24 protein-coding genes are annotated in these 24037 nt (G+C 39.8%); 3 read left to right on the top strand and 21 right to left on the bottom strand.

From position 1 onward, the window contains the following. Positions 1-90: 90 nt before the first annotated feature. The gene (truA, locus tag U735_RS0112690; RefSeq protein ID WP_031444181.1) at positions 91-876 is read right to left on the bottom strand and encodes a tRNA pseudouridine(38-40) synthase TruA; all 786 of its coding nucleotides are present in this window, start codon (positions 874-876) and stop codon (positions 91-93) included. Between the two features lie 252 nt (positions 877-1128). Here truA and U735_RS0112685 point away from each other — a divergent pair, with 252 nt between their 5' ends. Then, a complete protein-coding gene (locus U735_RS0112685) occupies positions 1129-1611 on the top strand; it encodes a hypothetical protein (RefSeq protein WP_051892130.1) in 483 nt (160 codons plus the stop codon). 12 nt (positions 1612-1623) lie between these two features. Here the strand turns inward: U735_RS0112685 and U735_RS0112680 are convergent, their stop codons facing one another. Both U735_RS0112680 and U735_RS0112675 read right to left on the bottom strand, forming a co-directional pair. Beyond that, positions 1624-3093 carry a hypothetical protein gene (locus U735_RS0112680; protein ID WP_031444179.1) on the bottom strand — a complete coding sequence of 490 codons (1470 nt, stop codon included), beginning with the start codon at positions 3091-3093 and terminating at the stop codon, positions 1624-1626. A gap of 73 nt (positions 3094-3166) precedes the next feature. Beyond that, positions 3167-4309: a vWA domain-containing protein gene (locus tag U735_RS0112675; RefSeq protein WP_031444178.1), complete on the bottom strand. Its 1143-nt coding sequence runs from the start codon at positions 4307-4309 to the stop codon at positions 3167-3169. 77 nt (positions 4310-4386) lie between these two features. Here U735_RS0112675 and U735_RS0112670 point away from each other — a divergent pair, with 77 nt between their 5' ends. Together U735_RS0112670 and U735_RS0112665 are read left to right on the top strand one after the other, a co-directional pair. Continuing rightward, a complete protein-coding gene (locus U735_RS0112670; protein ID WP_031444177.1) occupies positions 4387-5202 on the top strand; it encodes a DUF1853 family protein in 816 nt (271 codons plus the stop codon). Between the two features lie 129 nt (positions 5203-5331). Further along, complete coding sequence (locus tag U735_RS0112665; RefSeq protein ID WP_051892126.1) at positions 5332-5721, top strand: hypothetical protein; 390 nt, start codon at positions 5332-5334, stop codon at positions 5719-5721. Between the two features lie 115 nt (positions 5722-5836). Here U735_RS0112665 and U735_RS0112660 read toward each other — a convergent pair whose 3' ends face one another. The 18 genes from U735_RS0112660 to U735_RS0112575 all read right to left on the bottom strand — a co-directional run bounded on the left by U735_RS0112660 (position 5837) and on the right by U735_RS0112575 (position 24035). Beyond that, positions 5837-7249 carry a Gfo/Idh/MocA family protein gene (locus tag U735_RS0112660; RefSeq protein ID WP_031444175.1) on the bottom strand — a complete coding sequence of 471 codons (1413 nt, stop codon included), beginning with the start codon at positions 7247-7249 and terminating at the stop codon, positions 5837-5839. 127 nt (positions 7250-7376) lie between these two features. After that, on the bottom strand, positions 7377-7997 hold the full coding sequence (gene hisIE / locus U735_RS0112655; protein ID WP_031444174.1) for a bifunctional phosphoribosyl-AMP cyclohydrolase/phosphoribosyl-ATP diphosphatase HisIE: 621 nt from the start codon (positions 7995-7997) through the stop codon (positions 7377-7379). 22 nt (positions 7998-8019) lie between these two features. Further along, positions 8020-8775 carry an imidazole glycerol phosphate synthase subunit HisF gene (gene hisF, locus U735_RS0112650; RefSeq protein WP_031444173.1) on the bottom strand — a complete coding sequence of 252 codons (756 nt, stop codon included), beginning with the start codon at positions 8773-8775 and terminating at the stop codon, positions 8020-8022. A 96-nt stretch (positions 8776-8871) separates the two neighbouring features. Then, complete coding sequence (gene hisA / locus U735_RS0112645) at positions 8872-9600, bottom strand: 1-(5-phosphoribosyl)-5-[(5-phosphoribosylamino)methylideneamino]imidazole-4-carboxamide isomerase (RefSeq protein WP_031444172.1); 729 nt, start codon at positions 9598-9600, stop codon at positions 8872-8874. A gap of 33 nt (positions 9601-9633) precedes the next feature. Beyond that, the gene (gene hisH / locus U735_RS0112640) at positions 9634-10230 is read right to left on the bottom strand and encodes an imidazole glycerol phosphate synthase subunit HisH (RefSeq protein ID WP_031444171.1); all 597 of its coding nucleotides are present in this window, start codon (positions 10228-10230) and stop codon (positions 9634-9636) included. A 31-nt stretch (positions 10231-10261) separates the two neighbouring features. Then, on the bottom strand, positions 10262-11440 hold the full coding sequence (hisB, locus tag U735_RS0112635; RefSeq protein WP_051892124.1) for a bifunctional histidinol-phosphatase/imidazoleglycerol-phosphate dehydratase HisB: 1179 nt from the start codon (positions 11438-11440) through the stop codon (positions 10262-10264). 4 nt (positions 11441-11444) lie between these two features. Then, positions 11445-12503: a histidinol-phosphate transaminase gene (gene hisC / locus U735_RS0112630; RefSeq protein ID WP_031444169.1), complete on the bottom strand. Its 1059-nt coding sequence runs from the start codon at positions 12501-12503 to the stop codon at positions 11445-11447. 67 nt (positions 12504-12570) lie between these two features. Continuing rightward, positions 12571-13854 carry a histidinol dehydrogenase gene (gene hisD / locus U735_RS0112625; protein ID WP_031444168.1) on the bottom strand — a complete coding sequence of 428 codons (1284 nt, stop codon included), beginning with the start codon at positions 13852-13854 and terminating at the stop codon, positions 12571-12573. 2 nt (positions 13855-13856) lie between these two features. After that, a complete protein-coding gene (locus U735_RS0112620; protein ID WP_031444167.1) occupies positions 13857-14288 on the bottom strand; it encodes a GNAT family N-acetyltransferase in 432 nt (143 codons plus the stop codon). Positions 14289-14295: 7 nt separating this feature from the next. Then, positions 14296-15153, bottom strand: coding sequence for an ATP phosphoribosyltransferase (gene hisG, locus U735_RS0112615; protein WP_031444166.1), 858 nt, complete (start codon positions 15151-15153; stop codon positions 14296-14298). A gap of 241 nt (positions 15154-15394) precedes the next feature. Beyond that, the gene (locus U735_RS0112610) at positions 15395-16210 is read right to left on the bottom strand and encodes a prohibitin family protein (protein WP_031444165.1); all 816 of its coding nucleotides are present in this window, start codon (positions 16208-16210) and stop codon (positions 15395-15397) included. A 12-nt stretch (positions 16211-16222) separates the two neighbouring features. Then, positions 16223-18256 (bottom strand): vWA domain-containing protein, encoded by a 2034-nt coding sequence (locus tag U735_RS0112605; RefSeq protein WP_031444164.1) that lies wholly within the window; start codon positions 18254-18256, stop codon positions 16223-16225. Between the two features lie 147 nt (positions 18257-18403). Next, positions 18404-19153 (bottom strand): 3-oxoacyl-[acyl-carrier-protein] reductase, encoded by a 750-nt coding sequence (fabG, locus tag U735_RS0112600; protein ID WP_031444163.1) that lies wholly within the window; start codon positions 19151-19153, stop codon positions 18404-18406. Between the two features lie 186 nt (positions 19154-19339). Then, the gene (gene sucD / locus U735_RS0112595; RefSeq protein ID WP_031444162.1) at positions 19340-20212 is read right to left on the bottom strand and encodes a succinate--CoA ligase subunit alpha; all 873 of its coding nucleotides are present in this window, start codon (positions 20210-20212) and stop codon (positions 19340-19342) included. 73 nt (positions 20213-20285) lie between these two features. Further along, entirely contained in the window at positions 20286-21218 is a 933-nt protein-coding gene (locus U735_RS0112590) for a UDP-3-O-(3-hydroxymyristoyl)glucosamine N-acyltransferase (RefSeq protein ID WP_031444161.1), read from the bottom strand. 49 nt (positions 21219-21267) lie between these two features. Beyond that, a complete protein-coding gene (gene efp, locus U735_RS0112585) occupies positions 21268-21834 on the bottom strand; it encodes an elongation factor P (protein WP_031444160.1) in 567 nt (188 codons plus the stop codon). A 6-nt stretch (positions 21835-21840) separates the two neighbouring features. Further along, positions 21841-22626 carry an acyl-ACP--UDP-N-acetylglucosamine O-acyltransferase gene (gene lpxA, locus U735_RS0112580; protein WP_031444159.1) on the bottom strand — a complete coding sequence of 262 codons (786 nt, stop codon included), beginning with the start codon at positions 22624-22626 and terminating at the stop codon, positions 21841-21843. Positions 22627-22634: 8 nt separating this feature from the next. Beyond that, positions 22635-24035, bottom strand: a complete 1401-nt coding sequence (locus U735_RS0112575; RefSeq protein WP_031444158.1) for a bifunctional UDP-3-O-[3-hydroxymyristoyl] N-acetylglucosamine deacetylase/3-hydroxyacyl-ACP dehydratase — start codon at positions 24033-24035, stop codon at positions 22635-22637. Positions 24036-24037 lie beyond the last annotated feature (2 nt).

Here is a 24037-nt window from a genome sequence, read left to right as displayed (position 1 = left end):
CTAATTTATGAAATCCAGCCTATGAAATGTGGACAAGCCGTGATTAAAAAAAATAATAGGACTATTTCGCTACAGTTTATTTGGAAGCAGCTATTTAAACTTTAGCTTATTAAGCAATAATCCTGAACCAGGGGCCACATATGTCAATAAAGTATTGTTTTCCTTTTTCAAGGAATCTTTAATGTCCATTGTCGTAAGGTCACCTTTGCCTACTTGGATCAAAGCCCCCATTATCATCCTAATCTGATATCTCATAAAGCCTTCACCGGTAATATGCAGGGCATAACTCACTTCCGGAAAAAAATTGGCCTTTAATATTTCGTTTCTTTTTATTTCACATGAATCTATAGTCCTAAGCACTTTTGTATTGGGCTGAAGTCGGGCCGTATAGGATGAAAAGTCATGGGTGCCAATAAAAAGTCGGGCACAATCCGACATTAGTTCTACATCCAGTTCCTCTATGATGTTTGCCAAAAACGGCGCGCAAAAGGGGTGGTTTTTTTGTCCAAAGGAAAAAAGATATACATATTCCTTTAACTTGCTTTCTTGTATGATATTGAAGTTTTCATTGACCTGGTCTATGCTGATGATACGAATATCTGGGGGTAGGTTTGCATTAAAATCGCACATAAATACCTGAAGGTCTTCTAGAGGTTCCTTATCCACAAATAATTCGAAGGCCGTATTCAAGGCAGATACTTTGGCATCTGTACGCCCGGCTCCCAAGATTTTGAATTTGGAATTGGGCAAAACAAATTTTAAGGTCTTTACCAGCATACCCTCCACCGTTTTTTGATTTGGTTGCTTTTGCCAGCCACTATAACGAAAGCCCAGAAATTGAACATGTATTAAATAGTAAAAACGGGGTGTTTGCATTTGGTGTATATGTTGCTTGGTTAAATCCTGACAAAACCTCGGCAAAGATAGCTAAGGAAGGTCGGGTTTATGTTTGTTTCTTAACCGTATTTTACAATAGGATTGCCATATGTTCATCGTGCTTTTTGGCACTTCGTCCAAGGCGCCTTTTTTCTGTCCTATATTTTTATATATTCAACGAAAATTCCACATGGGTTCAAGAATTAAGTTGTAATTATGTTGAAAATTGTCCTATAATCTTAAACCGTAATTATGGAAAATTCCGTTAAACGAACCACTCCTAAAATTATAATTGTCCTTACCATTGTATCACTGCTATCCTTAATAGTCCTGGGTTTTTACAGCATGTATGGAAATACCTTTATATTCAATAGGTTCGAGAGTTATATTTTTCCATTTTTGACAATGATCCACTTTCTTTATTTGTATGTACTATGGTTTAAGATAACGGAAATGGAATATCCTGATATGATCATGAAAAATATTGAGTATGTCATGTACGCCGTTTTATTGGCCTATGCATATAATATCTCTGAAACCTTTTTAATTCTTGGTTCCCAAAATGAATTTCAGGACCATGTTATTCCAAGTTCTTTCGTTCCCATGGGCATCTTGATTATTAGTCTTCAAACGCTATTGGTTCTACTAACCGTTTGGTCATTTATCATTAGAAAACGGATAGTGGGCAAATATGATTTTGATTACTTAAATAATCACATTGATGCCTGGGAGTAACAAAGCTATATTTTACAATCCTCTTATAAAACTGCCGTAAACATCTTTTATCTGATACCCAATAGTATATCGCTGCTTACTTAATTTTTTATGGGCAACAAGCCCCCACAACAACAATTCCTTTAGAAAATAGGTGTCCTCCTTTTCAATATCAGGTTGGTATTTAGTAACCAATTGTTGAAGTGGAATAATACTATCCAGCTTTTCCTTGTATTCCTTATCGATGGCATCGTCCAACAGATCAAAACCTTCCCCATCAAAAAACCAACTTACCAATTCGTCATAAGGACCTACGGCATCCTTGCGCTCCAATTTATCTATCTTAGGGAAATAATTTAGGAAGAGAGACTTCACTGCATCTTCGATCAGTATTTCCGCAACACTGCCCGAACCTTCCTGTTCTCCTTCATAAACCAGTTCTATCTTACCGATAATGGAGGGAATGACCCCCATAAAATCGCTCAGCCTTATCATGGTTGTTTGTTGGCCATTCTTTAGCAGCCTTCGTTCGGCGGTACTCATTAAATTTTCGAAGGATGTTATGCTCATTCTGGCACTTATTCCACTTTTGGCATCCACATATTCACTTTCCCTGGCTTCCCTACTTATTTGTTCCAAGAGATCTTTTGCCAAATCCGGGACATAAATGGCCTCGGTTTGGCGTTTATCCAATTTGGATTCCTGTTCGGTAATTTTACGCGCGGTTTCAATGTCCTCCGGATAGTGCGTTAAAATTTGGGAACCTATCCTATCTTTTAATGGGGTTACAATACTACCTCTATTGGTATAATCTTCAGGGTTTGCGGTAAATACAAATTGCAGGTCCAAAGGTAATCTAAGTTTAAATCCCCTAATTTGAATGTCGCCCTCCTGTAAAATGTTAAATAGGGAGACCTGTATCCTTGCCTGTAGATCCGGCAGTTCATTGATTACAAAAATACAACGGTTTGCACGTGGGATCATTCCAAAATGTATCACCCTGTCATCCGCATAGGACAATTTTAGGTTTGCGGCCTTTATAGGGTCAACATCGCCAATTAAATCGGCCACCGTTACATCTGGCGTAGCCAATTTTTCATAGAAACGTTCACTTCTGTGCAGCCAGGAAATAGGTGTTAGGTCACCGTGCTCCTTTATGGCTTCTATAGCAAAGCGGGAGATTGGGCTCATGGGGTCATCATTTATCTCCGAACCGCTGACAATTGGAATATACTCGTCCAATAAGTTTACCATTAGCCTTGCCAAACGCGTTTTGGCCTGGCCCCTAAGGCCCAATAGATTGATGTTGTGCCTGGATAATATGGCTCTTTCCAGTTCCGGGACCACGGAATTTTCATAGCCCCAAACCCCAGGAAAAGTAATTTCATCCGATTTTATTTTGTCAATAAGATTTGCCCTTAACTCATCCTTAATTTTTTTTGTTTTATATCCAGTCTTTCTAAGTTCGCCAAGATTGGTAATCTCCTTATAATTCAATTTCATCTGTAATTATTTATATTTTGGTCTCCCTGTTTATATCGTTGTACAGGGTATGTTGACTAACAGCTTTTGCTAATTATCCCTTTAATCTTTTTCTCCTATTTTGTTCGTAATCCTCAAAAATCATTTCACCAAGTCCCTTTAGGCCGGTAAAGAAGGCTTTTCCCTTATTGGCTTCCGTAAAATGTCTCACAAATTGGGTTAGATACGGATCCTTGGCAATCATAAAGGTGGTTATGGGAATATGGAGCTTTCTGGCCTGTCTGGCCATGTTATAGCATTTCTCCACAATATAATCGTCCAAGCCCACACTGTTTTTATAATAGGTGCCATCAGCCAATCGAATACAGCTGGGTTTGCCATCCGTAATCATAAATATCTGTTTGTTGGTATTGCGCTTTCTACGGAGCATGTCCATTGCCAATTGCAAACCGGCAACGGTATTGGTATGATAGGGCCCTACTTTTAAATAAGGCAGATCCTTTATCGGAATGGGCCAGGCATCGTTGCCAAAAACCAAAATCTCCAAGGTGTCCTTTGGGTAACGGGTCGTGATGAGTTCTGCCAGGGCCATCGCTACCTTTTTGGCAGGTGTAATGCGGTCCTCCCCATAGAGTATCATACTGTGACTAATGTCGATCATTAAGACTGTGCTCATTTGGGCTTTGAACTGGGTGTCCTCTACCACCAAATCCTCTTCGCTTAAATGGAAATTACCGATACCATGGTTTATTTGGGCATTTTTTAAACTTTCGGTCATGGAAATTCGCTCTAAACTATCGCCAAATCTATATTCCCTGAATTCACCCATATGTTCATCCCCCCTGCCCGATAAACCGGTTTTATGATTGCCCGAACCACTGCGTTTTATCTTGCCGAAAATTTGATTCAAGGCCGCTTGCCTAATAATCCGTTCCATTTTGGCAGTAATGGACAGATCCGCTTTTTGCCCGCCGGAACCATCACCATCACCGTCTTTTGGTTCCTCTCTCAGAAAACCTTTTGCCTTGAGATCTTCTATAAAATCATCAATAGTATAATTCTCATCGGTAAGTTCGTACTCTTTGTCCAACTCCCTCAACCAATCCAAAGCCTCATCCACATCACCCGAAGTATGTGTAATCAGTTCCTTGAAAATATCAAAAAGCTTTTCGAAAGGAGTTTGCTCTGGGGCTTCATAGTTGGAAAATCGAAACCCTTTTCTTTTATTAATAGCCATACTATAAAATTACTTAATTTGGTCTAGACCATTTCCATTTTAAAGAAAACTTAACGCTTTACCTATATTAGTATCGCTTGGATCATAAAAACCTTTCATATTATAAGGCATTTTATAACACTCCTACCCTTTGGACTGGGGAATTGGATGGTTTGAAGCAATTTGTATTTCCAGAAATATATTTTGAAAATTTAGATATGGGGTCGATTCCCTCCAAGCTAAGATTAGGGCATAAAATAGAACACATTTTTCTAAAACTGATACAACATTCAAGGCAATACAAAGTAATAGCACATAACATTCCCATAAGGAAAGAAAAAGTAAGTTTGGGAGAAATAGATTTTTTATTGCAAGATGTTGATAGTCATCAATTTAGTCATGTTGAATTAACATACAAGTTCTATGTAATATCTGAGGAGTCAACAAATATTGAGCTCCAATTTATAGGGCCTAATCAACGCGATTCCTTTAAGGCAAAGAAAGAGAGGATAATAAACCATCAAATTCCACTTTTAAAGACACCGGAAGCTACATCCGTGCTGCAAAGATTTAATATAAAGCCTTCGGAACTATTGCATCAGGTATGTTTTAAATCCCAATTATTTGTCCCTTTTATGGCCCATAACATGGATCTCTCCCCTTTTAATTCCAATTGTATTAGTGGCAGGTGGATTCCTTTCCACAAATTTAAATCCCCTGAGTTTTTTGAATACCGGTATTATTTGCCATCTAAACAGGAGTGGCTATTAGACCCGCAACAAGGGGTTAATTGGCTAGGTCATAAGGACGTACTAGATTTGATTACAGTTGGATTGGAAAATAAAAATGCGCCACTATTATGGATGAAATCATCTGATTATACCGTTGAAAAACTTTTTGTTGTTTGGTGGTAAAACCTAGTAAAATTAGTTGGATATAAGGGGAGCTAAGAACCCTGTGTAAAACTAATAGAAATGAAATAGGCCAGCAATATTGGGATTAAAGTTTCGTTTTCTAAAGACAAATCTTAAAACCCCGCACCCATGAAGAAAGTTTGTTTATTGTTCTTTTCATTGTTTGTTTTTACCATAGCACAGGCAAAGGACGATTGTGAATTAATTTATTCTACCGCCTCTTACGCCCTGAATCATGCCAAAAGCGCATTGAAGGCGAACAACTATGACCATCAGAAATTCTATTCAGGTAAGGCCTTGGAGTCTTATGAAAAACTTTTTAAGTTGTTGGAAGGTAGTCAATGTGAAGGCCTGTCGGAAAAAGTCCAGGACATTATAGCGGATGCCTTAAAAGCTGCGGACCCTGCGGATTGGGATCGAGGACGTTATTACAGTAAAAAGGTATTTACAAGTACCCAAGACCTAATAAGCCATATGGATAGTAGAACAGAGGTTGCAGGGGTTGACAGTACAGAATAATTTTTTGGGTCTAGTACCCTCCTTATATCAAAGAAAAAATCATTGTATACATGGACCATATAATATTAGGTTGGACCGGTATACAATGACTTTTTATTATAATTATGTAGGGCTTTTAGCCTACAATATCCAAAGGCGCAGTGGTTTTCCAATTGCCCCTTGTAAAATCAGGAAACTCTTGAGGAGCACCGTTTTGAGCAACTGATACCTCGCTCAAAGTACCAACAGCACTCCAATAACAACCTTCGTATACGTTCTGATCCAAAGGCAGGCCATTACGCAGGCATTCGATGATTCTATACCTCATAATAAAGTCCATTCCACCATGTCCTCCCATTTTTGTTGCCAATTCTCCCAGGCGCACATATAATGGATGTTCGTATTTTTCATAGATTTTTTGCAATTGCTCGCCTTCTGCCCATTCGTGGTGATTATCCGGGCCACCTTCTACCCCGCCTTCCAAGGCAATTCTGGTCGGGAAGCCTGCCAGTGTCCCTTTTGTACCTTGAATCATATTGTGTCTGGTATAGGGTCTAGGGCTTGTTTCGTCCCATTGCACCATAATAGTCCTACCCATGTTTGTTTTAACAATAGAAGTGTTTATATCCCCTCCTTTAAAGTCCAGCTTGTTCCATTTGTGGTCTGCCGGAAAATTCTTGGCGGCGTATAGATTACGTCCTTTGCCGGGGGAAGAGAAGGAGTTTATGAACTTAAAATTATCTTCTCCCCTAGCTAAATTCATATATTGGGCAACCGGTCCCAAGCCATGGGTAGGATATAGATTGCCATCCCGATTGGCATAATGATAGGTGCGCCATGAACCTGTGCCACGCTCAACTTCGTTCATTTGCCCTCTTAACTCATGAATATAGGAGGCTTCCCCGTGCAGCAACTCCCCAATAACACCTTTACGGCACATATTTAGGTAGAGTAGTTCTTCCCTGCCGTAGTTGACGTTTTCCATCATCATACAATGCTTTTGGGTCTTTTCCGAGGTATCCACAATATCCCACATCTCTTGAATGGTAAGGGCAAGAGGAACTTCAACAAAAACATGGGCCCCACTATTCATAGCCTCAATGGCCATAGGCGCATGCAATTTCCATGGGGTACACACAAAGACGGCATCTGGCTTTTCCTTTTTCAACATCTTTTTCCAGTCGTTCTCCCCATCAGTGTAAAGGCTTATTTTCTTATGCCTGGTACCTCCGCCATTCTCCTTACATATATTTGCCGATTTTTCGGCAAGATCCTGGTACAAATCACAGATAGCTACTACTTCTGTTCCTTCAATGGATGCAATCTGATGTGCATGTCCAGACCCTCGGGCACCTACCCCAATAAAAGCGCATTTTACCGTTTCCAATTTAGGAGCAGAAAATCCGCCCATATAGTTGGCGCTGGATAAAGATGCCGGAGTATTATACGGGTTGTTGCCAGTGATTGAATTGGACCATGCCGGGGTCATTGCCAAACCCATACCGGCAATGGAAGTTTTTCTCAGAAAATCTCTCCTGTTTGATTTCATAGCCTATGCTCTTAATAATGTTATTGATTAATCCTTGTAATTTTTGAAGATAAGTTAATTTTTTTTACAAAAAAAAATCAATTTGGAAATTACACAAATTTTAGGGCATCTGAAAAATATCCATGAATCAATGCCGAGACTTTAGTACATTAACTATGTCCTGAAGTTTAAATCCTTTTGCCTGTAGCAATATTAGGTAATGGAACAATAGATCTGCGCTTTCATCCTTAAACAGCTGGTCGTTATCGTCTTTGGCTTCAATGACGACCTCAACCGCCTCTTCACCTACTTTCTGGGCTACTTTATTGATACCGCTCTTAAATAGGGAGGAAACATAGCTAGGCTTTGTTCCTTCGGGAATCTCTACCTTTCCCTCAGCTTGTTCTTTTCTGTTTTGAATTATATTTTCCAATTCAGAAAGAAATCCAAAGGAAGTATTGTTTTCGTCGCCCCAGCAGGTATCGGTACCTTTGTGGCAAGTTGGCCCAACAGGATCTACCATGACCAATAGGGTGTCATTGTCACAATCCAGTTTAATATCCACTAGGTTCAAGAAATTTCCGCTTTCTTCCCCTTTGGTCCATAATCTTTTTTTAGTGCGACTAAAGAAGGTTACTTTACGGCTGTCCACCGTTTTTTTATAGGCATCTTGGTTCATATACCCGAGCATAAGTACATTTTTGGTAGTTGCATCCTGTACTATGGCCGGGACCAGTCCGTCGTTATTTTTATTGAAGTCTATATTCATGATTTTGGATTCCATAATGGTTTTATAATCTAACCGGTATATTGTTTCTTTTCAACTCTTCCTTTAAGTCCTTGATCTCGATTTCCTTAAAATGAAAAACGCTTGCCGCCAAAGCTGCATCGGCCTTACCTTCTTTAAAGGTATCCGTGAAATGTTGCATATTTCCAGCGCCGCCCGACGCTATTATGGGAATATTCAATTCGGTGGATAATCTGGCCAAAGCTTCGTTGGCAAATCCGTCCTTAGTGCCATCGTGGTTCATGGAAGTAAACAGGATTTCACCCGCCCCACGGTCTTCCACTTCCTTTGCCCAGGTAAAAAGATTTAGTTCTGTTGGGACCTTGCCTCCTACCAAATGTACTATCCATTCCCCATCTATTTGTTTGGCATCTATGGCAACCACTATACATTGGGAGCCGAATTTGGCTACGAGATCATTGATCAATTGAGGGTTTTTTACGGCCGATGAATTTATGGATACTTTATCTGCTCCGTTGTGCAGCAAAATATCCACATCTTCCACGGAAGAAATGCCACCTCCTACAGTAAACGGAATATTGACTTTTTCAGCAACGCGAAGGACTAAATCGGCCAAGGTTCTCCTCCTTTCCTCTGTAGCGGAAATATCAAGGAAAACAAGTTCGTCCGCTCCAGTTTTGGCATAGATTTCAGCTAGTTCCACAGGGTCTCCTGCATCTCGTAGATCTACAAAGTTTATCCCTTTTACCGTTCTACCGTTTTTAATATCCAAACAAGGGATTATTCTTTTTGTTAACATTGAGTGCTTTTATTTTTGTCTTTGGAGATTAATCCAGTTAATATCTTCATTGCTATTAATAGCTTGTTCCCATTATACTAAAACAACATTAATGGGTTAGATATCGAGTATAAATTTCTCCAATTGTTTTAAACTAATTCTATTTTCATAAATGGCCTTTCCAATTATGGTTCCCTCGCAGCCTAACTCGGCCAATTTGGGGAGTTCATCATAAGTTGAAATACCGCCACTGGCAATCAGCAATAATTTCGGCCCGCATTCCTCCAATATTTTGCGGTACAATTCAAAGGAAGGGCCTTCCAACATACCATCTTTGCTAATATCGGTACAGATAACCCCTCTAATTCCTTCTTTTTGATACCCTTGGATAAAGGGTATCAACTCCTCTTGGGATTCTTCCATCCAACCAGATACGGCAACCATTTCGTCCTTGGCATCCGCTCCTAGAATAATTTTCTCAGGACTGTATTTGTTGATCCATGAGATAAAGGTTTCCCTGTCCTTGACAGCGATACTTCCTCCTGTAATTTGATTGGCCCCACTTTCAAACGCTATCCTTAGATCTTCATCGGTTTTGAGTCCGCCCCCGAAATCTATTTTTAAGTTGGTATTGGAGGCTATTTTTTCCAACACTTTATGATTTACGATGTGCTTGGATTTGGCACCGTCCAGATCTACCAAATGTAGGTATTCTATCCCATGGGCTTCAAACTCCTTGGCCACCTCCAAGGGATTCTCATTGTAAATTTTCTTGGTATCATAGTCTCCCTTGGAAAGTCTAACACATTTTCCTTCAATGATGTCTATTGCAGGTATTATTCTCATTTCTGTTTTAAATTAAGTCCCAATTGGTATATTTTATACTGGGGTCTCTATTGTTTCGATAAAATTTCTAAGAATCTGCTCCCCTACCTCACTGCTCTTTTCCGGGTGAAATTGGGTTCCATAAAAATTATCTTTTTTTAATGCAGCACTATATCCAAGACCATATTCCGCTTCTGCTATGGTCTCCTCGCACAAAGGGGCATAAAAACTGTGGACTAAATAGATATGCTCTTTTTCTTTGACGTTCTTGAACAGATCGGATTTTAAATTGGTAATTTGATTCCATCCAATTTGTGGAACTTTTACTTCTTTGGAAAATTTAACCACATCTACATCAAAAATACCAAGGCCCTGTGTATCTCCTTCTTCTGAAGAATGACACATTAATTGCATCCCTAGGCAGATTCCCAATACTGGCTGTTTTAATTTTGGTATAATTTGGTCCAATTTACTTTCGCGCAATTTTTTCATGGCACTACTGGCTTCCCCCACCCCGGGAAAAATAACTTTATCGGCTGCCATGATCTCATCCGCATCCTTGCTCAAGATAGCGTTGTATCCCAAGCGTTGAAAGGCAAATTTAATGCTCTGTATATTTCCAGCCCCGTAATCTATAATTACTATTTTCATTTTCTTTGTCCCTAGGACATATTTATTTCTTCTACAATACACCTTTGGTACTTGGCAGTACCATTTTTTCTACATCGCGTTTCACGGCCATCTTAATGGCCTTGGCAAATGCCTTGAAAATGGCCTCGATCTTGTGGTGTTCGTTCTGACCTTCCGCCTTGATGTTTAGGTTGGCCTTTGCCCCATCTGTAAACGATTTAAAGAAATGATAAAACATTTCTGTGGGCATTTTACCTATCATTTCCCTTTTAAATTCGGTTTCCCATACCAACCAGTTTCGTCCGCCGAAATCAATGGCTGCCTGTGCCAAACAGTCGTCCATGGGCAAACAGAAACCGTATCGTTCTATGCCCAATTTATTGCCCAAGGCTTTATGGAAAACCTCGCCCAGCGCTATGGCCGTATCCTCAATGGTATGGTGTTCATCCACTTCCAGATCTCCATTGACCTTGATTTCCAGATCCATTTGGCCATGACGTGCCAATTGATCCAACATATGATCAAAGAAATCCAATCCGGTTTTGATATCACTTTTTCCGGTACCGTCTAAATTGAGTTTTATAAAAATATCGGTTTCATTTGTTTTGCGCGTTATTTCCGATACCCGGTCTTTCAGTTTTAAAAATTCGTAAATTTTCTCCCAATCATTGCTTTCAAGGGCTATATAATTATCCAATTCCTCCCTTTTAACGGATATTTCCCCAGTCCCCAAATTGGTATTGTCATTGATAAAGATTCCTTTGGCCCCTAAATTCTTGGCCAGTTCCACATCGGTCAATCGATCGCCTATTACAAAGGAATTGGCAAGATCATATTCTTCGGAAAAGTACTCGGTAAGCAATCCGGTTCCCGGTTTTCGGGTATTTGCATTTTCGTGTGGGAATGTCCTGTCGAGAAAAACCTTGTTAAAAACAACACCTTCATTTTCGAAGGATTTAAGTATAAAATTATGTACCGGCCAGAAGGTATGCTCTGGAAAAATATCGGTCCCCAATCCATCCTGATTGGTAATCATCACCAATTCATAATCCAATTCCTTGGCTATTTTACCCAAAAAAGTAAAGGCTTTGGGATAGAACACCATTTTTTCAAAAGAATCTATTTGTTCATCCACGGTTTCCTTGATAATAGTGCCGTCCCTGTCTATAAAAAGCACTTTTTTCGCCTTCTTGGTCCCTTGTGGGGAATTTGTATTTGTATCCGGACTCATAGTATTATATGGTTGTTATATTCTGCAATGCACTTATTAATATCTTATTTTCCTCCTTGGTCCCTACAGTAAATCTCAAGGTATTTTCACAAAGTGGCTGGGTAGTTCTGTTACGGACAACGATGCCTTTTTTTAGCAGTTGATTATATCTTTTGGTAGCATCATCTACCTTGGCCAATACAAAATTAGCATCGGATGGGTATATCTTTTCCACGAAGTCTACTTTACCCAATACATTGACAAGAGCTTCACGTTCCCTTAAAATATCCGATACCTCCAAATTAACCGCATTGGTGTCCAAAACCCTCTCCAGAGCTCTTTGTTGGGTTAATTCATTTACGTTGTACGGAGGTTTGATTTTGTTCAATACCGAAATAATTTCTTCTGAAGCGTAACATGTTCCCAATCGTATCCCGGCCATTCCATAGGCTTTGGATAAGGTTTGGGTAACCACCAGATTGGGATAGTTGGATAATTCCGTAATCCAGCTCTTTTCACTCGAGAAGTCGATATAGGCCTCATCTACGACTACCAAGCCATTAAAATTGTTTAACAACTCCCTTACGCTGCTATTGGAAAAACTATTCCCGGTTGGATTGTTAGGGGAACACAAAAATAACAATTTGCTTCTGTCGTCGGCTACCCTAAGTATTTCGGGTACATTAGGCTCAAAATCCTTTGTTAAAAGAACCTCCCTGTTCTCCACGTTGTTGATACCCGCAAGTACCTTGTACATGCCATAGGTTGGAGGTAGGCTTATAATGTTGTCCTCTTTGGGTTCACAAAAAGCCCTAAAAATTAGATCCAGTACTTCATCGCTGCCGTTGCCCAATAGAAGTTGTTGTGAAGAAACTCCTTTTTTTTCTGCCAACACCTCTTTTAAACGTCTTTGGTGCGGATCGGGGTATCTATTTACACCAGTTTCAAAAGGATTTTCATTGGCATCCAAAAACACCATTTTGGAGCCGTCCGAAACATATTCGTCCCTTGCAGAAGAATAGGGGCTCAATCCCTTTACGTTTTCCCGTACTATATTGTTGATATCGAATATTTTCGTGTTCATTCTTTTATGCTTTTCGCCATTTGGCTCCACTTGTATACAGGTCTTTTGCCTGAATACATTGGCTCCATTATTTTAAACTGTCCAATCTCAAGGTTACTGCATTTTTATGCGCCTGTAGCCCTTCGGCTTCGGCCATCAACTCTATGGTCCTGCCAATTTCCTGAATTCCTTTTTTAGATATTTTTTGAAAGGTCATGCTCTTCATAAAACTATCCAAGTTTACTCCGCTATACTGTTTGGCATATCCGTTGGTAGGTAGGGTATGATTGGTTCCCGATGCGTAATCCCCCGCACTTTCCGGAGTATAATTTCCAATAAAAACAGAACCGGCATTATAGGTTTGTTCTAAATAAAAGTCCTCGTTCTGAACACATAAAATGTAGTGTTCCGGCCCGTACTCATTTATTAGATCCACAGCCGTCTGCTGGTCTTCCACGAAGATCAACTTACTATTGGCGATGGCCTTCACGGCTATTTCTTTTCTAGGCAGGTCGTTAATTTGCTTGGCCACCTCCTCTTCAACCTCATCTATTAGGGTTTTTGAAGTGGACACCAAAATGACCTGACTATCCACTCCATGTTCGGCCTGACTCAATAGATCGGAGGCCACAAATGCGGCATTGGCGGTATCATCGGCCATGACCAAAAGTTCACTCGGGCCGGCAGGCATATCTATGGCAATTCCGTATTTGGTGGCAATCTGTTTGGCAACGGTTACAAATTGGTTACCCGGTCCAAATATTTTATACACAGGAGGAATGGTTTCCGTCCCAAAAGTCATGCTTGCAATGGCTTGGATGCCACCCACCTTGAATATTTTGGTAACCCCACATAAGTTGGCAGCATATAAAATGGCCGGGTGTACTTTCCCTTCCTTGTTGGGAGGGGTACACAGGATAATTTCTTTGCACCCGGCAATATTGGCTGGTATAGCCAACATTAAAATGGTGGAAAACAGAGGGGCTGTACCTCCTGGAATATATAATCCCACTTTTTGTATAGGCCTTTTTTCCTGCCAGCATTGTACGCCATCTGCTGTCTCTACTGTAATTTTTTCGGTTTTTTGGGCCTTATGAAATTTTTCAATATTGTTTTTAGCTTGTTGAATGGCTGCTTTTAAATCGTTGGAAATCAATTTATTGGATTCCTCTATCTCTACAGATGGTACCAAAGCGTCCTTTAAGACCACACCATCAAACTTTTTGGTATAGCTACTAACAACGGTATCCCCCCCGGCCTTTATTTCCCTGAAAACGGAATTAACGATATCCTCGATATCGGAGACCGATTGTGTAGGCCGTTTTAGAACGGTCTTCCATTGTGCTCTTTCCGGATTGTATATTTTATTCATTCTTATAATACTTTTTGCATGTGGTAACCTATAGCTTTATAACCTTGGCTGTCCCAGAACTGAATTCCTTTATCATTATTAATATAGCAGTTGATCTCTGACGTATTGCATCCAATTTCCAACGCATAGTTCAAAACCCGGTCCAACATTAATTTCCCAACCCCAGAACTTCTATATTCCGGCAATACAAATACATTGTCCGGTTCCAGATGTTTACCTACGTATAATTTATTTAAAACCCATATCCCACATATGCCGATCAATTCATCTTTATCATAAGCGCCCAAACATTGATATCCGTCTATGAGCATATCCTGCAATCTTCTTTTAAGGGTTTCGACAGGAATTTTATAGTTGTTGAGCATTTGTACCAAAGGCAAAATTTCATTCATATTCTCCTTCGGAATGAACCCTATTTGAAATTCAGTAAGCATAGCACTATTACAACACCATTTTTTCTATTGGGCAAACCAATATTCCCTCTGCTCCTGCTTTTTTGAGCTCTTGGATTACTTCCCAGAACTTATCCTTATTTATTACGGTATGTACGGAACTCCATCCTTCTTCGGCCAAAGGAAGCACGGTTGGACTCCTCATACCAGGTAATAATGCAATAATCTCTTTTAGTTTCTCGTTTGGTGCGTTCAAAAGAACATACTTGGACTGTCTGGCACGTAATACGGACTGGATCCTAAATCTTAAGTCTTCCAACAATACTGTTCGCTCCTGGGAGATTTGTGGGGAAACGGCCAATACGGCTTCACTGGTCAACATTACCTCCACTTCCTTTAAATTGTTTTTGAACAATGTACTTCCACTGGAAACAATATCGCAAATGGCATCTGCCAAACCTATATTTGGGGCAATTTCTACAGAACCATTTATAATGTGAAGATCTGCTTTTACGCCCTTGCTATCCAAATAATTTTTTACGGTATTGGGATAGGAAGTGGCAATCCTTTTACCTTCAAAATCGGTCACCGATTTATACTTGACCGATTTGGGAACGGCCAGGGATACTTTGCATTTGGAAAAACCCAGTTTCTCAGCAATGGAAATATCCTCACCTTTTTCTATGAGCACATTTTCACCAATAATGGCAATATCTACGACCCCGTCCCTAAGATATTGGGGAATGTCCCCATTTCTAAGATAGAAAACCTCTAAAGGAAAATTTCTGGAAGAGGCTTTAAGTTGATCTTTTCCATTGTCTATGGAGATACCACAGTCTTTTAATATTTGAAGTGAGTCTTCGTTTAATCGCCCGCTTTTTTGGATCGCAATTCTAATTTTTTTCATTTTTGGTATTTTGTTTTTGGCCTGAACAAATCTAACAGGTTGTTAAATACAAAACCCGTTTGATTGCTCAAACGGGTTAGAATATAGTTTAGATACAACAATACATTCCTAGCTCGCTTGATTGCAAGTGAAGAAATGATGATGATGTGTCCTGTTATTTTTCATGTTAAGGCAAAATTAAAACTATTTTTCAACCTTGGAAAATTTATACGGAACAATTTATTTTAAAATTGTTAAATTATTATTGATTCCCCAGTATAATTGGCATTCCCGATTCTCCACTTCCAATAACGATTACCTTGGCATTAGGGGATTCCGATAATTTAATGGTAGCATCAATACCTTTGTCCTGTAATATTTTGTCGGTTAAAGAAGCGCTTAATATACTATTGGCATCCGCTTTACCTTGGGCCTCTATCCGTACCTTTTCAGCTTCTTTTTGTGCCGTTACCAATCTAAATTCATACTCCAAAGATTCCTGTTCCTGTTTAAGCTTACGCTCAATAGCCTCTTTAATAGTAGGTGGTAAGGTTACATCCCTAACCAATATTTCATTGAGCTGAATATATTGTCCATCTACAATTTTTTCGGTCTCTTCAAAGATTTCTTGCTGAATGGCATCCCTTTTACTGGAATAAAGCTGTTCCGGGGTATATCTTCCTACAACACTTCTTGCGGCAGATCTAATGGTTGGCAATAATACGCGTTGTATGTAGTCCGTACCTTTTTCCTGATGCAATTTTCCTAAAAATTCTCTTTTTGGTTCAAACCAGGCCGAAGCTTCCAATTTAATTTCAAGACCATTGGATGATAATACTTGCATTTTTTCCAAAACTTCCTGTTGCCTTACCTCATATATAAAGACCTTGTTCCAAGGCGCAACTATCTGGAATCCCTCTCCCAGTGGTGCCTCATCTGTGACAACCCCTCCAGAAAAGGTCTTGTACAGCACTCCAGCTTCACCTGAGCCAATGGTAACGGCCGATTTTGAAATTAATATTACAAGAACTATTAAGCCGAATATGGCCGGTAATGCAATTTTTGGTAATTTATCCATTTAGTTTATTTATTAAGTTAATCCGTTATACTTTCTGATAAACCATTCCAACGATAAGGCCGCAATGATAATACCCAAAAGAAATTTAAAATCGATTAAAGGTACGACATTTTGTTTGCTTTTTTGAACAGGTACAAACTTAGGATCGGTTTCCAATGCCTTGACCAAGGAGTCCATTTGATCCGGAAAGTAAAGTTTTCCTCCTGTATTCATTGCCAGACGATTCAGTTTTGCATAATTGCTGGAAGAGAATTGTTTTTCTGCATCAAAATCCAAGATGGAAAAGCTTCCAGACCTGCTCAGGTTCCCTTTGGTTACAGTAGCAACAAAATCATATTTTCCCGGGGGTAAATTGCTTAGGTCCGCCTCATAGTATCCGTCTTTTAACAACATTGGAACCTCTACGGAAGTATTGGTGGATTTACTCTCCACTTTAATGTTGATAGACGCATTGGAATCAAAGACAAAAGCCTCGTCAAAATAAGTAGCCTTTATTTTGGTTTCGCTGCTGTTATTGTAAATGGAACTATAATCCAATACAAATCTATTTTTGCCTTTGGAGGTCGAAAGGTAAAGGATCAGTTTTCCTAGAAAAGCATCAAAATCCTTAAATGTTTGATCGTTCCGGTAATTTTGAACCCTCCATTTCCATATATTTTCCCCAACCAATATGGCATGTTTTGCCGTGTCTTCTTCTGCAGTGGTCAATAAGGGTTGGTCCATGTCCACCCCTTTGATACGGACTTTTAACAAGGGTTCTCCAATGCCCAAAACATTCACTGGCCCCGCATCCGATACAAGGGGCGGGAAACCTTCCACGGAGAATTCTGAAATATCGAATTTCGAAAATGCGGCATTGGGGCTTGCAAAGAATTCCTGCACAGGATAACCTGTTTCAACTAGGTAGTTGTTTTGAATTCTGTTTATAAAATTCAGGTCGGTATAAGTGCCCAAAATGGTAAAGGAATTGGATTTTCGCAATTGCATTTGTTTGTACACCTTGTCAAAGGAGGCATCGGGCTGATAAAGTATATAAACGTCAACCTCCTGCAATTTGCTCAAGTCGGTGTCAGGCCTATAGATTGACACCAATCTTTGCTCGTTGCTCTCAATAGCTTTCTTTAGAGCTCCAATGTCCGGGTGCTGGACAGTGGAAATGATGGCTACATTTGTTTTTTCGTCCAATACTTCCAAGGCCAATAATTTTTCATTGTTTGCCGTATTTTTTTCATTTGGCAATGGAGGAACAATTACCTTAATATTTTTAATTCCCACCGTACTGGCTTCTATCTGCGTATTGACAATCTTGGCGTTGGAAATATTGGATAACGAAATTTTTTCCTTATAAACCAATTTGTCGTCCACAAAAACTTGTAATTCCGAAGGGACTTCTTCCTTGCCATCATAAGAAATAAATACTTCCAGGGGGAATTTGTTCTTTAAAAAGGCATATCTATTGGCATTTATTTGGCTTATTGATATATCATCATATTTGGTGGTATCGCCCAAAACTACAGGGTAAATAGGGAATTTTTTACGTTTCCCATAAAATTCATAATCTTCCCCTATGGTCTGATTACCATCGGTAAACAGTACTACCGCGGTGTTGGTGCCGGTGAATATTTCGTTTAAACCAGCCAAGGCCTTAGAAATATTGGTGCTTTTTTCTGTGAAACCAAGGCTATCGGAATTGGATAGTTCCGCTCCAAATCTGTAATTGAGTATATTGAAACTTTCGGATGATGACTCCATTTTATTCTTCAATGAAGAAAGGTCGGAAATTACTTTGGCCTTATCCTCAGACGTCATAGAAGATGAATTGTCTACCAGTAGCACCAAATTGGTCTTTTCCAGAGTGTATTCGTTCTTAGTGAATTTTGGATTTATAATAAGCAATAGGGTTCCGAATATGGCCAAAAAACGCAAAAAGGAAAGGATTATCTGGAGCTTTCCCTTCCTTTTGTTTTTATAGTAATATTGAAACAGTACGAGTGCCAATGCCACAATGGCCGCGAGCAATATAAAAAGTACTGTTTGTATTTGCATTATTTAAGGTCGTTGGAATTATTGCTGTGAACTAGATACTTGAGAACTTGGTATACAGCATTGCGCTTGTTCAGCACGGTGCCATGCAGTAACCTGGAAATAGTATTTCTACAGCTAGTTCAAGGCCTTTCTGGCCAAAAATTATACCTAGGTGAGCATTCCGCCATCCACATTTAAAACTTGTCCTGTGATATAGGCAGAGAGGTCCGAAGCTAAAAACAGACAGGCATTGGCAACATCTTCGGGTTGACCTCCTCTTTTTAATGGAATTCCATCTCTCCATCCCTGTACTACCTTGGCATCCAACTTATCTGTCATTTCTGTTTCAATAAAGCCTGGTGCAATAGCATTACATCTTATATTTCTAGAACCAAGTTCCAAGGCAATAGATTTGGTAAACCCAATCATTCCAGCTTTGGACGCGGCATAGTTTGCCTGGCCCGCATTACCTTTTACCCCTACTACGCTGCTCATATTTATTATGGAGCCTTTTCTTTGTTTGAGCATGGTTCGCTGAACGGCCTTTGTCATATTAAAAACCGATTTTAAATTTATTTCTATAACAGAATCAAAATCATCTTCGCCCATCCTCATCAAGAGATTGTCTTTGGTAATACCGGCATTGTTGATCAGAACATCTATAACACCTCCAAAATCTTCCAATACTTGCGATACCAATTTTTCTGAATCCTCAAAACTGGCCGCATTGCTTTTATATGCCTTAGCTTTTACACCATAGGCACTCAACTCTTTTTCCAAGGCCAAAGCCGGGGCTTCACTTGAACTGTATGTAAAGGCAACATTGGCGCCGTGCTTTGCAAAAACTTGCGCTATTCCGGTTCCAATTCCCCTACTTGCTCCGGTGATTATTACATTTTTTCCTTCTAGTAACTTCATCTGTCTTTAGTTTCTTAGTTGATAATCAAATATAAGTTATGTTTTAGCTGTTTTAAAATTTTTACCCTAAATGCTGGAATAAAATTTTAAGGTCCTGGTAATTCGAGGCAAAAAAAATCCCGCTTATCCTGAAAATTCCGAGTTAATCGGCACAGTATAAACGGAATTAAATATATTGAATGGGGGTTATCCCAATACTTGTTTTACTTTTAAACCAATTTCGGCTGGGGAATCAACAACGTGTATTCCACATTCCCTCATAATTCTCTTTTTGGCTTGGGCCGTATCATCACTACCACCCACAATAGCACCGGCATGCCCCATAGTTCTTCCTGCTGGAGCTGTTTCACCCGCAATAAACCCAACGATCGGTTTCTTGCTTCCACTTGCCTTATACCATTGGGCGGCATCGGCTTCCAACTGTCCACCTATTTCACCGATCATAACCACACATGTGGTTTCCGGATCATTGATCAATAACTCCACAGCTTCCTTTGTAGTTGTGCCAATTATTGGATCCCCACCAATTCCAATGGCAGTGGTAATCCCAAGACCTTGGCGTACTACCTGATCTGCGGCCTCATAGGTTAAAGTTCCTGATTTGGAAACAATTCCTACAGTTCCCTTTTTAAATACGAAGCCTGGCATAATACCTACTTTGGCTTCGCCTGGAGTAATAACTCCAGGACAGTTTGGACCTACCAATCGGCAGTCCATATGCTTAATATAATCATATACCTTCACCATATCGGCTACGGGAATACCTTCTGTAATTGTAATTATTACTTTAATTCCAGCGCTAGCAGCTTCCATAATTGCATCTGCAGCAAAAGCTGGTGGCACAAAGATGATAGTGGTATCGGCCCCAACTTTTTGAACGGCTTCTTCAACTGTATTGAATACAGGCTTTCCCAAATGCTCTTGTCCACCTTTCCCCGGTGTTACCCCACCAACCACATTGGTGCCGTATTCGATCATCTGTTCGGCATGAAAAGTACCTTCACTACCTGTAAAACCTTGAACAATAATTTTGGAATCTTTATTTACTAAAACGCTCATTATATATTTGGTTTAATTGATTCTTGCAAAAATAAAGTTTTGAAAAGGAATTCTAAACTATTATCCTGCATATTTATTTTTCTAATTTTTTAAGGATAAAAGGGATTTGCTTAACATAGGCCAGTTCTTTCAATTTTTCCCTCATCTCCTCCGCTGGGCTACCAAAATATTTTTTTCCTCCCTTGAGAGATTTTGAAACGCCGGATTGTGCACTAACCATTGCATTTTTTCCAATGGTAGCAGCACTTGTTACGCCAACCTGTCCCCATAAGGTAACTTCATCTTCGATGATTACACAGCCGGCAATACCGGTTTGGGAGGCTATTAGGCATTTCTCCCCAATTACTGTATCATGGCCTACTTGCACTTGGTTGTCCAACTTGGTGCCTTTTTTTATAGTGGTATCACCTGTAACACCTTTGTCTATAGTGCAAAGAGCACCTATGTCCACGTTGTCCTCAATAATTACCCTTCCGCCAGAGATCAATTTGTCATATCCTTCAGGTCTTTTTTTATAATAAAAGGCGTCCGACCCCAATACCGAACCCGAATGAATAGTAACATTGTTTCCTATTACACAATTGTCGTAAATGGATACGTTGGAATGAATAAGGCAGTTGTCCCCTATCACTACATTGTTCCCAATAAAGCAATTGGGTTGAACAATCGTGTCCCTACCTATCTTGGCCGAGCTGGAAATGTTGTTTTGGGCCTTTAAAAAAGGCTTAAAAAATAGAGTGAGGATGTTGAAATCCCTAAATGGATCATCGGAGATCAATAGAGCCTTTCCCTCTGGGCAGTCCACTTTTTTATTGATTAAAACAATGGAAGCTGCACAGCTTAGGGCTTTATCGTAGTATTTGGGATGATCTACAAAAACGATATCGCCATGTTCCACAACATGGATTTCGTTCATGCCCAAAACAGGAAAATCATCTTGGCCTACATATTCGGCCTTGATTATAGTCGCAATCTGATTAAGCGTATAAGGAGTTGGAAATTTCATAATAGGGTTCTTATGCCATTAAGCAGCAAAAAGCGTATTGTAAATTGTATTATTCCTTTACACGCTCCATATAAGCGCCTTTTTCCGTATCAATTTTTATTTTATCGCCCTCATTGATAAACAAAGGAACATTCACTGTTGCCCCTGTTTCAACCTTGGCGGGTTTGGTTGCATTGGTCGCCGTATTGCCCTTAACTCCAGGTTCAGCATAGGTAACCTCCAAAATAACACTTGCCGGCATATCTACAGAAAGTGGCATGCTATCCTCTGTGTTGAAAAGAATGGTTACTACTTCGCCCTCCTTTAATAAATTTGGTGCATCCAAAGAGCTTTCTTGAAGCGTAATTTGGTTGTAGTCGTCCGTATTCATAAAGTGGTAGTTCTCGCCCTCGGCGTATAAAAACTGATAAGAGCGGGTTTCTACGCGCACATCCTCAATTTTTGAACCTCCGGAAAATGTATTGTCCAATACTTTGCCGGTACTTACACTTTTTAGCTTGGTCCTTACGAAAGCCGGACCCTTTCCCGGTTTTACATGTAGAAATTCAATTATTTTGTAAATGTCGTTATTGTACCTAATGCACAATCCTTTTCTAATATCTGATGTTGATGCCATAAAATTCTAATTAGTACTGAAATAACCTTTCATGATTCCTCTTTGGGAATCCCTTATAAATTGTAAAATTTCATCCCTTTCCGGAGTAGCCTCCATTTCTGCTTCTATAATTTGAACAGCCTGGGTATTGTTATAATTTTTTTGATATAGTATTCGATAAATATTCTGAATCTCGCGGATTTTATCGGAATCGAAGTTTCTTCTTCTTAAGCCTACCGAATTGATACCCACGTAAGATAAAGGTTCCCGTGCCGCTTTAACAAAAGGAGGTACATCCTTTCTTACCAAGGAACCACCCGTTACAAAGGCGTGGCGACCAATGGATACAAATTGGTGTACGGCTACCAAGCCGGCCAATATTACATTATCCCCAATGGTTACGTGTCCGGCCAAGGTGGAATTATTGGAGAAAATGCAATTGTTGCCTACCAGACAATCATGCGCAACATGGCAATAGGCCATTATAAGACAATTATCGCCAATTACCGTTTTCATCCTATCCAATGTGCCCTTATGTATGGTAGCACATTCCCTAATAGTGGTGTTGTTGCCGATTATGACCGTGGTGTCTTCCCCTTCATACTTTAGGTCCTGGGGTGGTGCAGAAATGACGGCACCAGGAAAAATATTACAGTTTTTTCCAATTCGTGCCCCTTCCATTATGGTCACATTGGAACCTATCCAAGTGCCATCCCCAATTACTACGTTATTATGAATAGTTGTAAACGGTTCTACTACAACATTTTTGGAAATTTTAGCTCCAGGGTGAATGTAAGCCAGTGGTTGATTCATCCTATATTTTATTTCTTTTTAACTATTTGAGCCATCATTTCAGCTTCGCATACCAATTTACCATTGGCATAGGCATAGGCCTGCATGTGACATATACCTCGTCTTATGGGAGTAATTAAACTACAATGGAAAATTAAGGTGTCTCCGGGAAGTACCTTTTGCTTAAACTTTACATTATCGATCTTCATGAACAGCGTAAGGTAATTTTCGGGATCTGGAACGGTGCTCAGGACCAATATGCCTCCGGTTTGCGCCATCGCTTCAACCTGAAGTACCCCAGGCATAACAGGAGCTCCGGGGAAGTGACCTACAAAAAATGGTTCGTTCATGGTCACATTCTTCATTCCTACCACGTGTTCGTCGGATAGTTCCAATATTCTGTCTATTAGAAGGAAGGGAGGTCTGTGTGGCAACATGTCCATAATTTGATGGATGTCCATCAAAGGGGGTTTGTTCAGATCATATTGTGGTACGTGGTTCCTCTTTTCCATTTTAATGATTTTGGACAATTTTTTGGCGAACTGTGTGTTCACAAAATGTCCGGGCTTATTGGCAATTACCTTCCCTCTAATCCTTGTTCCTGTCAAGGCAAGATCTCCAATAACATCCAACAGCTTATGTCTGGCAGCTTCATTGGGTTGGTGCAATGTTAAGTTGTCCAATATCCCGTTGGGCTTTACCGATAATTTTTTCTTGTTAAAAGCCTTTTCCAGCTTTTTCATGGTTGAATCAGAAATCTCTTTGTCTACATAGACAATAGCGTTATTTAAATCGCCACCTTTTATCAAGCCGTTTTCCAACAACATTTCTAGTTCGTGTAAAAAGCTAAAAGTTCTGGCGTCCGCTATTTCCGACTTAAATTCGCTTAAACTTTCCAAAGTGGCATTTTGGGTACCGAGTACTTTGGTGCCAAAATCTACCATGGTAGTAATCTGGTAGGTATCCGACGGTATAATAGTGATTTCACTACCAGTTTCCTCATCTTTGTACGATATAACGTCCTTTACTACAAACTCATCACGCAAGGCATTCTGCTCAACTATTCCTGCTTCTTCAAGTGCCGCTACGAAATATTTGGAAGACCCGTCCATTATAGGGGGTTCGGGCGCATTCAATTCTATAAGGACATTGTCTATTTCCAATCCTACCAAAGCGGCCAAGACATGCTCCGAGGTTTGAATCTTAACCCCACGTTTTTCCAGATTGGTACCCCGTTGGGTATTTACTACATAATTGGCGTCAGCTTCTATGATGGGTTCACCTTCCAGATCCACACGCTTAAAAGCATAACCAAAATTTTCAGGGGCAGGAACAAACTTCAATGTTACATTTTCCCCTGTGTGCAATCCTACACCCTTAAGTGTAATTTCCTTTGCAATTGTCCGTTGTTTTGTAGTTGTATTACTCACCG

Origin of the sequence: Arenibacter algicola (assembly GCF_000733925.1) — a bacterium.
In the GTDB taxonomy this organism is placed as follows: domain Bacteria; phylum Bacteroidota; class Bacteroidia; order Flavobacteriales; family Flavobacteriaceae; genus Arenibacter; species Arenibacter algicola.
Note: the sequence above shows the minus strand (reverse complement) of the source record. Positions and strands in the feature narration are given on the sequence as shown.